General features: G+C 71.6%; 9 protein-coding genes and 1 pseudogene. 7 read left to right on the top strand and 3 right to left on the bottom strand.

Annotation, left to right across the window (positions count from 1 at the left end; genetic code table 11):
* Both AB0M52_RS24830 and AB0M52_RS24825 read right to left on the bottom strand, forming a co-directional pair.
* Positions 1-397, bottom strand: a pseudogene (locus AB0M52_RS24830) (hypothetical protein); the annotation flags it as partial.
* On the bottom strand, positions 390-917 hold the full coding sequence (locus AB0M52_RS24825; RefSeq protein WP_363958114.1) for a sigma-70 family RNA polymerase sigma factor: 528 nt from the start codon (positions 915-917) through the stop codon (positions 390-392). The gene AB0M52_RS24825 and the pseudogene AB0M52_RS24830, both read right to left, overlap by 8 nt.
* 108 nt (positions 918-1,025) lie before the next feature.
* On the opposite strand from AB0M52_RS24825, the gene AB0M52_RS24820 reads away from it, so the two are divergent.
* Positions 1,026-1,916, top strand: coding sequence for a sulfurtransferase (locus tag AB0M52_RS24820; protein ID WP_363958111.1), 891 nt, complete (start codon positions 1,026-1,028; stop codon positions 1,914-1,916).
* Here the strand turns inward: AB0M52_RS24820 and AB0M52_RS24815 are convergent, their stop codons facing one another.
* Positions 1,917-2,549 carry a TetR family transcriptional regulator gene (locus AB0M52_RS24815; protein ID WP_363958108.1) on the bottom strand — a complete coding sequence of 211 codons (633 nt, stop codon included), beginning with the start codon at positions 2,547-2,549 and terminating at the stop codon, positions 1,917-1,919.
* A gap of 107 nt (positions 2,550-2,656) precedes the next feature.
* On the opposite strand from AB0M52_RS24815, the gene AB0M52_RS24810 reads away from it, so the two are divergent.
* From AB0M52_RS24810 to AB0M52_RS24785, 6 genes are all read left to right on the top strand, one after another.
* Complete coding sequence (locus tag AB0M52_RS24810) at positions 2,657-3,844, top strand: FAD-dependent oxidoreductase (protein WP_363958106.1); 1,188 nt, start codon at positions 2,657-2,659, stop codon at positions 3,842-3,844.
* Positions 3,845-3,886: 42 nt separating this feature from the next.
* Positions 3,887-4,513 (top strand): TetR/AcrR family transcriptional regulator, encoded by a 627-nt coding sequence (locus AB0M52_RS24805; RefSeq protein WP_363958103.1) that lies wholly within the window; start codon positions 3,887-3,889, stop codon positions 4,511-4,513.
* Positions 4,514-4,670: 157 nt separating this feature from the next.
* Entirely contained in the window at positions 4,671-6,038 is a 1,368-nt protein-coding gene (locus tag AB0M52_RS24800) for a biotin carboxylase N-terminal domain-containing protein (protein ID WP_363958100.1), read from the top strand.
* A 140-nt stretch (positions 6,039-6,178) separates the two neighbouring features.
* A complete protein-coding gene (locus AB0M52_RS24795; RefSeq protein ID WP_363958097.1) occupies positions 6,179-7,096 on the top strand; it encodes a hydroxymethylglutaryl-CoA lyase in 918 nt (305 codons plus the stop codon).
* Between the two features lie 211 nt (positions 7,097-7,307).
* The gene (locus AB0M52_RS24790; protein ID WP_363958094.1) at positions 7,308-8,840 is read left to right on the top strand and encodes an acyl-CoA carboxylase subunit beta; all 1,533 of its coding nucleotides are present in this window, start codon (positions 7,308-7,310) and stop codon (positions 8,838-8,840) included.
* A 115-nt stretch (positions 8,841-8,955) separates the two neighbouring features.
* Positions 8,956-9,398, top strand: a 443-nt coding sequence (locus AB0M52_RS24785; RefSeq protein WP_363958091.1) for an acyl-CoA dehydrogenase family protein, incomplete at its 3' end; no start/stop codon positions are given.

The following is a 9,398-nucleotide window of genomic DNA, read 5'->3' as shown; positions in this document are numbered from 1 at the left end:
CGGTACGCGCGAGATCGCGCCAGCAGTCCGTCCGGCCGCTGTCTTCGTCCGGTCCGCAGGTGTCGAAGAGCGCCCAGCCGTGCCAGGAGTCGACGAAGCGCAGCTCGGTCAGCGACCCGGCGGCCCCCTGCGCGGTCACCTTCCGTTCGACCAGCCGGCCGTCAGGTGTGGGTGACGGAGTCGGGGTGGGTGGGATTCGGTCGGTGTCCCGCCCGGCGAGCGCGTACGCCCCGGGCCCGGCGAGCAGCAGCGTGACCAGGCCGGCCAGCAGGCCGCGACGGCGACGGCGACGGTCCTGTACCCGGCGGCGGGCAGCGGCCACCCCGGGTGGCCGGAAGGTCGACGTGGCGGTCGCCTCGAACTCGGCGAACATCTGGTCCAGGTCGGTCTCACGCACGGCCGGCCTCCTGCCGTTCGGTGAAGTACGTGGCCAGCGCCGCGCGGCCACGGGACAGCCAGGAGCGGACGGTGCCCTCGGGTACGCCCAACTGGTTGGCGATCTCTGCGACGCGCAGGTGTGTCAGGTGGTGCAGGACGATCGCCTGCCGCTGGTTTGCGGGCAGGGTGGCCAGTGCCGCCAGCAGCGCGACCCGGTCCGGCGAGGGGCCGGGGACGTGCTCCGGCCGCTGCCGGGCGAGATGGCGGACGGCGGTGCGCATCCGCCGTAGGCGGCTGGTGGCGAGGTTCCAGCCGACCCGGCGTACCCAGGCGATCGGGTCGTCGTACCCGCTGACCTGGTCCCAGCGTTCGAGGAGCCGGCAGAACGCCTCCTGGGTGAGGTCCTGCGCCTCCGCGTGGTCGCCGAGGTACGCGTAGAGCTGCACCGCCAGGCGGTGGAAGTGGGCCTGGTAGAAGTCGGTGAAGTCCATGGGTGGCGAGGTGGCCCCGGGTGACTCCGGGCGGTGCCCTGCGGTCATGGCAGTCCTCGGTGTTCGGCGGGATTCAGCACTGTCACGCGTGGTGTCCGGCATCCGCTGCATCCGAATCTCGATGGCAGGCCGGTGACCCGGCGTACCTTGGGGATCATGCCTGTGCCCAGTGATCCCGATCCCCGACTCCAGTCGTACGCCGATCCGCAGCGCCTGGTCACCACCGAGTGGCTGGCGGAGCACCTCAACGACGCGGCCCTGGTCGTGGTCGAGTCCGACGAGGACGTGCTGCTCTACGACACCGGCCATATCCCGGGTGCCATCAAGGTCGACTGGCATCTGGAGCTGAACGACCAGGTCACCCGGGACTACCTGGACGCCGAGCGGTTCGCCGAACTGTGCGCCGCCAAGGGCATCGGCCGCGACGACACGGTCGTCTTCTACGGCGACAACTTCAACTGGTGGGCGGCGTACGCGCTCTGGGTCTTCACCCTCTTCGGTCACCCGGACGTGCGGCTGCTCGACGGCGGCCGGCAGAAGTGGATCGCCGAGGGGCGGGACCTGACCCGCGACAAGCCGGCCCGGACACCGGCGGACTACCCGGTGCCGCAGCGCGACGACGCGCCGGTACGGGCGTTCCGCGAGGAGGTGATGGCGCACATCGCCGCCGGCCGGCCGCTGGTGGACGTGCGTTCGCCGGGCGAGTACACCGGCGAGATGCTGCACATGCCGGACTACCCGCAGGAGGGTGCACTGCGTGGCGGGCACATCCCGGGCGCGGTGAGCAAGCCGTGGAAGTCGGCCGCCAACGACGACGGCACGTTCAAGTCGGCCGACGAGCTGCGCGCGATCTACGCCGACCAGCTCGGACTGAGCCCGGCCGACGACGTGATCGCGTACTGCCGGATCGGCGAACGATCCAGCCACACCTGGTTCGTGCTGCGGCACCTGCTCGGCTACCCGCAGGTCCGCAACTACGACGGCTCCTGGACCGAATGGGGCAACCTGGTCCGCGCCCCCGTCGTCAAGGGCCCCAACCCGAAGTGATCAGCCAGCAGTGGCGGGCGGGGCGTCGGCGCGGAGGTAGCGCTGGATGGTGGGGGCGAGCCAGCTGACCAGGTCGGCCGGGGGGAGGTCGACCATGGGGGGTAGGCGGAGGACGTAGCGGGTCAGGGCCACGCCGAGCAGCTGGCTGGCGACCAGGCCAGCGCGACGGGGAGCCTCGGTCGGGTCGGCGACCATGCGGGCCACCGCGGCGCCGAGCTGGGTGGCGAAGATCTGGCGTACCCGCTCGGCCCCGCTCGGGTTGGTGCTCGCCGTACGCAGCAGGGCCGGCAACGTGGTGTCCCCCTCCCAGCGGGTGAAGAAGTAGCTGACCAGCGCCTCGCCGAGGCGATCGTGCGGCACGCCGCTGAGGTCCGGCAGCCGCAGGTCGAACTCGGCCGCCGCCGCGAACAGTCCCTCCTTGCTGCCGTAGTAGCGCATCACCATGGACGGGTCGATCCGGGCGTCCGCGGCGATGGCCCGGATCGTCGCCCGGTCGTAGCCGTCGGCCGCGAAGCGGTCGCGGGCCGCCCGCAGGATGGCCGCGCGGGTCGCGTCCGAGCTGCGCCCGCGCCCGCCCCCGGCCGCCGCCACCGTCGCCGGTTCACGTTCTCCCTGGGGTACGCCTTCCGTCATGAGACCGACAGTATGCCAACGCTTGTTGACTTCCCGATGCGGGGGCGCCTAACGTTGCCAACAAGCGTTTGCCAACAAGTGTTGGCAACCGATGCGGGGAGGTCGTCATGCTGCCCGAACGAACGGATGTCCTGGTTGTCGGTGCCGGCCCGACGGGGCTGGCCGCCGCGTTGACCCTGGCCCGCCGAGGGGTCGAGGTCACCCTGGTCGACCAGCGGGAGGAGCCGGCCGTGACGTCGCGGGCTGCGGTCGTGCACGCGTACACCCTGGAGATGTTGGACCGGCTCGGCGCGGGCGCGCCGCTGGTGGCCCGCGGGTTGCGGTCGGCGCGGTTCAGCGTCCGCGACCGGGACCGGGTGCTGGTGAACGTGCCCTTCGACCGGCTGCCCACCCGCCACCGGTACGCGCTGATGGTCTCCCAGTCGGTGACCGAGGAGGTGCTCACCGAGCGGCTGGCCGACGCGGGTCTGCGGGTGCTGCGCCCGTACCGGCTGACCGGCCTGCACCACGACGGCGACGGCGCGGTGGCGCAGTTCGACGGCGCGACCGTGCGGGCCCGGTGGGTGATCGGCGCGGACGGTATCCACAGCACCGTCCGCGAGTTGGTGGGCATTCCGTTCACCGGCCCGACCGGCTCCGGGGAGTCGTTCGTGCTGGCCGACGTACGCGTCGACAGCACCCTGCCCCGGGACGGCGCGTCGATCTTCCTCGCCCGCGGTGGCCCGCTGGTCTGGGCACCCCTGCCCGACGGGCGGGTGCGGCTGGTCGCCACCGTCGCCGATCCGCCGGCCGAGCCGGACGCGGCGTACCTGCAACGGCTGCTCGACGAGCGCGGTCCCCGCCGGCAGCCGGACCGGGTGCGGGAGGTGCTCTGGTCGTCGCGCTTCCGGCTGCACCGCCGGGTCGCCGAGACGTTCCGCGCCGGGCCGGTGCTGCTGGCCGGCGACGCCGGGCACGTGCACAGCCCGGCCGGCGGGCAGGGCATGAACCTCGGCATCTGCGACGCGGTCGACCTCGGCGAGACCCTCGCCGACGTGCTGGCCGGTGCCCCCGAAACCCGGCTGGACGAGTACGCGGCCCGGCGTCGTCCGCTCGCCCACGAGGTGGCCGGATTCGCCGACCGACTGACCCGGCTCGCCACCGTGCCACCCGCCGTACGGCCGGCCCGGGACACGCTGCTTCGCCTGGTCTCGGTGCTGTCACCGGTCCGCCACCGGATCGCGTTGCGCCTGTCGGGCATCAACCAGCGCCGGTCCGCGCGGGTGGCGGTTCCCGGTAATCGGACTGGCGGGTAACCACGCGTCCACGTCGGGACCTGCCGGGTCTACGCTTGCCCGGTGACGGTGGAGCAGCAGGCCCGCGGCGCGAACAGCGGGGCCACGGGGGCGGGGCGGCGCCGGTCCCGCAAGGACGAAATCCTGGAGATCGCGGTGGGGCTGTTCGCCTCCCGTGGCTACCACGGCGTGTCGATGGACGACATCGGCGCTGCTGCCGGGGTGACCGGCCCGGCGCTCTACCACCACTTCGCCGGCAAGGAGGCGATGCTGGTCGCCGCGCTGGTGCCGGTCAGCGAGGGGCTGCTCGACGGCGGTCGGCAACGGTCCGCCGCGCATCCGGGCGACCCGCGTGCCGTGCTGGAATCGTTGATCGACTTCCACGTCGATTTCGCGTTGGCCAACCCGGCCGTCATCGCGCTGCACCTGCACGAGCTGGACCGGCTGCCCGAGGAGCCACGGCGGCGCATCCGCCGCCTCCAGCGGCTCTACGTCGAGGAGTGGGTCACCGTGCTGACCGCGCTGCACCCGGGGCTGCCGGACGGTGAGGCACGGGTGCTGGCGCACGCCGCGTTCGGCCTGATGAACTCCACCCCGTTCCTCGGCGGCGAGGTCGACCGCCGGCGTCGGGCCGAGCTGCTGCGCGCCGCCACGCTCGCCGCCCTGCTCGCCCCCACCGAACCGGCCTGACGGCGACTGGTGCCCGCCCGGCCTGGTCCAGACCGGCCCGCCACACTGCCACTTTGACCAGGGGCCGCAGGCGTCAACCGGGCCCCTTCCTTCCTTGCCTCCTGGGTGTCGTGGTTCCCTAGCACGCGTTCCCACCATCTGGACGCTCGGAGGAAGCATGATCGAGTCGCTGCTGGTCGCCAACCGGGGCGAGATCGCCCGCCGGATCATCCGTACCGCGAAGCGGCTCGGTGTACGCGCGATCGCGGTGCACTCGGAGGCCGACGCCGAGCTGCCGTTCGTGGTCGAGGCCGACGAGACGGTCTGCGTCGGCCCGGCCAATCCGGCACAGAGCTACCGCAACACCGAGGCCATCCTCGCCGCCGCCAAGTCCACCGGCGCGCAGGCGATCCACCCCGGTTACGGCTTCCTGTCCGAGAACGCCGACTTCGCCCGTACCGTCGAGGCCAGCGGCCTGGTCTGGGTCGGACCCGGCGCGGACGCGATCAGCGCCATGGGTGACAAGATCAACGCGCGGAACCTGATGGCCGCGGCCGGCGTGCCGGTGGCGCCCGGGACCACCGAGCCGGCCGCGGACCTGGCGGCGGCGGTCGCCGCGGCGGCCGAGATCGGCTACCCGGTGATGGTGAAGGCCGCCGCCGGCGGTGGTGGCATGGGCATGGGCGTGGCCGCCGACGAGGCCGCGCTGCGCGTCGAGTACGACAAGGTGCGCGCGTTCGCCGAGCGGATGTTCGGCGACGGTTCGGTGCTGCTCGAGCGGTACTTCCCCCGAGTGCGGCACGTCGAGGTGCAGATCCTCGGCCTGGCCGACGGCCGGGTGGTGGCGCTCGGCGAGCGGGAGTGCTCGGTGCAGCGACGCAACCAGAAGCTGGTGGAGGAGTCTCCGTCCCCAGCCGTCTCGCCGGAACTGCGGTCGCGCCTGCTCGCTGCGGCGGTCCGGGCCGGCGAGGCGGTGAACTACCGCAACGCGGGCACCGTGGAGTGCTTGTTGGTCCCGCGTCAGCGGGACTTCATGGAAGATGGCCCCGCGTCCGATGAGTTTTTCTTTTTGGAGATGAACACGCGGCTGCAGGTGGAGCACCCGGTGACCGAGTTGGTCTACGGCGTGGACCTGGTCGAGGAACAGCTGCGGGTGGCCGCCGGCCTGGCGCCGACGTTCGACCCGGACGCGCTGACCCCGAGCGGGCACGCCATCGAGCTGCGGATCAACGCCGAGGACCCGAAGCGGTTCCTGCCCGGCCCCGGGGTGATCAAGACCTGGGTGGAGCCGACCGGCGACGGGGTGCGCGTCGACTCCGGGTACGTCGAGGGCAACACCGTCACCCCGTTCTACGACAGCCTGATGGCCAAGCTCATCGTCAGCGCCGACACCCGCGCCGAGGCGATCGAGCGCGCGAAGTCGGCCGTGGCCTCGTTCGAGCTCGCCGGCCCGAAGAACAACCTCCCCTTCTTCGCCGAACTGCTGGAGAACCAGGAGTTCATCTCCGGCAACTACGACACCACCATCGTCTCCCGGATGCGCTGACCCCCAGCCTGCTTGATCAAGGGGTTCGCGTCAGGATCCGCGCTCGACCTGACGGAAACTCCTTGATCAACCGGGCTGGGTCTGCGGGGTGACATGCTGGGGGAACCAGCAACAGCGACGTGTCACAGCGAGGTGACTGCATGGCAGGGATGCCGGAGTTCGTGTCGATCCGGGAGGTCGGGCCGCGCGACGGGCTGCAGAACGAGGAGCCGATCCCGACCGACGCCAAGGTGCGGCTGCTCGACGCGCTCTCCCGCACCGGCGTACGGCGGATCGAGGCGGTGTCGTTCGTGCACCCGAAGGCGATCCCGCAGATGGCGGACGCCGACGAGGTGTGGCAGCGGGCGGCGAAGGTCGACGGGGTCCGCTACTCGGCGCTGGTGCCGAACACCCGTGGTGCGCAGCGCGCCCTCGCCGCCGGCTTCACCGAGATCGAGGTGGTCGTCTCCGCCAGCGACACGCACAACCGGCGCAACGTCAACCGAGCCACGGACGAGTCGCTGGACGACATCGCCGAGCTGATCGACCTGCTGCACGGTGCCGGCGCCCGCGCCGAGGTGATCATCGCGACCAGCTTCGGCTGCCCGTACGAGGGTGACATCGATCCGGCCCGGGTGGCCGCCATCGTGGACCGGGTGGTCCGCGACGGTGCGGACCGCGTCGCCTTCGGCGACACCACCGGCATGGGTACGCCCCGACGCGTCCGTGACCTGCTCACCGCCGTACGCGACCGCAACGCGCACATCCCGCTGCTGCTGCACTTCCACAACACCCGGGGCACCGCCCTGGCCAACCTGCTGACCGCGCTGGAACTGGGCGTGACCGAGTTCGACGCCAGCGTCGGCGGTCTCGGCGGCTGCCCGTACGCCCCCGGTGCCAGCGGCAACCTGGCCACCGAGGAGGCGGTGCACATGCTGCACGACATGGGCATCGACACCGGCATCGACCTGGACGCCCTAGTCGAGGCAGCCGAGTTGGCCGAGCACCTAACCGGCCGCCGCCTCCCCTCCGGCGTCCTCCGCGCCGGCCCCCGCACCCGCCTAACCCCCACCCCCTAACCCCACCCACGATCGCCCGTCCCTACCAACCCGCCTCGCCGATCTTGCACTTTGTGTCGCCTGTTCGCGGCTTTTAGCCCTTATGTGGCGACCGGAAGTGCAAGATCGGCGCCGGCTGGGGCGGGGTGAGGGTGTGGTGGGTGAGTGCGGGGAGTGGGTGCGGTGGGGTAGCCTAACGATCGTTCAGGTGGGTCGGGGTTGGGGAGCCGGCGTGACGGTTGATGGTGGGGCGCTGGAGCGGCTGGGCAAGCGGGTCCGGGCCGGCGGCGCGGACAAGTACCACGCGGCGAACGCGGCCAAGGGCAAGTTGTTCGCCCGGGAACGGGTAGCCCTGCTGGTCGACGAGGGGTCGTTCGTCGAGGACGGGCTCTACGCGAACGCGCTGGCCGAGGGGCTGCCCGCGGATGGCGTGGTCACCGGCACCGCCACGATCGGCGGGCGGCAGGTCTGCCTGATGGCCAACGACTCCACGGTCAAGGCCGGCAGCTGGGGCGCGCGTACCGTCGAGAAGATCATCCGGATCATCGAGCGGGCGTACGACACCGGTGTGCCGATGGTCTATCTGGTCGATTCGGCCGGCGCCCGGATCACCGACCAGGTCGAGCTGTTCCCCGGCCGACGGGGTGCCGGCAAGATCTTCTGGAACCAGGTCCGCGCCTCCGGCTCGATCCCGCAGGTCTGCGCACTGTTCGGGCCGAGCGCGGCGGGTGGCGCGTACATCCCGGCGTTCTGCGACGTGGTGGCGATGGTCGACGGCAACGCCAGCATGTACCTCGGTTCCGACCGGATGGTCGAGATGGTCACCGGCGAGAAGACCACCCTCGAAGCGATGGGCGGGGCGAAGGTGCACTGCGCCGAGTCGGGCGTGGGGCACTTCCTCTGCAAGTCCGAGGCCGAGGCGCTCGACGTGGTGAAGCGCTACCTGTCGTACCTGCCGGCGAACTGGACGCAGCAGCCGCCGAAGGCCGAGGCGGTCGAGGCGTCGGTCAAGGCCGACCTGGCCGCGCTGGTGCCGGCGAGCGAGCGGCAGGCGTTCGACATGCGGCGGTACGTCAAGGGCCTGCTCGACGAGGACTCCTTCTTCGAGATCCAGGCGCTCTGGGCCAAGGAGCTGACCATCGGGTTCGGTCGGCTCAACGGCGAGGTCGTCGGTGTGGTCGGCAACAACTCGATGTTCAAGGGTGGCGTGCTCTTCGTTGACTCGGCCGACAAGGCGACCCGGTTCGTGCAGCTCTGCGACGCGTTCAACGTGCCGCTGCTGTTCCTGAGCGACGTGCCCGGGTTCATGGTCGGCAGCGCGGTGGAGAAGCAGGGCATCATCCGGCACGGGGCAAAGATGATCACCGCGATCTCCGAGGCGACCGTGCCCAAGATCTGCGTGGTGGTTCGCAAGGCGTACGGCGCGGGTCTCTACGCCATGGCCGGACCGGGCTTCGAGCCGGACGCCACCATTGCCCTGCCCACCGCGAAGATCGCGGTGATGGGTGCGGAGGCCGCGGTCAACGCGGTGTACGCCAACAAGATCGCCGCGATCGAGGACGAGGCCGAGCGCGCCGCCTTCGTCGCCGCCAAGCGCGAGGAGTACGAGCGGGACATCGACATCGTCCGGCTGGCCAGTGAACTGGTGGTCGACACGATCGTCGAACCGCACGAGCTGCGCGCCGAGCTGGTCCGCCGGTTCGCCGCCGCCCGCAGCAAGGAGCGGCACTTCTCCCGTCGTCGCCACGGCGTCACCCCCGTCTGAGCCGTCGACCCGGCCAGGCCACACCCCGCCCGAGCCGTCGACCCGCACCAGCCAGCACCAGCACCGTCCCGGCGTCACGAGCGCCCGGCGGCCCCGTCCACACAGGAGGAACCCGATGGACTTCCGGCTCACCGAGGAGCACGAGGCGCTGCGTGACAGCGTGCGGGACTTCGCCCGCGAGGTGGTCGCGCCGGTCATCGCCGAGCACTACGAGCAGCACACCTTCCCGTACGAGATCATCCGGCAGATGGGCAAGATGGGCCTGTTCGGCCTGCCCTTCGCGGAGGAGTACGGCGGCATGGGCGGCGACTACTTCGCCCTCTGCCTGGCCCTGGAGGAGTTGGCCCGGGTCGACTCCAGCGTGGCGATCACCCTGGAGGCGGCGGTCTCGCTCGGCGCGATGCCGATCTACCGGTTCGGCACGGACGAGCAGAAGGCCCGCTGGCTGCCGAAGCTGCTCAGCGGCGAGGCGCTGGCCGGGTTCGGCCTCACCGAGCCCGGCTTCGGCTCGGACGCCGGTGGCACCGAGACCCGGGCCGTGCTGGACGAGGCGGCGGG

Source organism: Micromonospora sp. NPDC051296 (assembly GCF_040682255.1).
GTDB classification, from domain to species: Bacteria; Actinomycetota; Actinomycetes; order Mycobacteriales; family Micromonosporaceae; genus Micromonospora; species Micromonospora craterilacus.
This window is presented reverse-complemented; position numbering and strand designations above follow the sequence as displayed.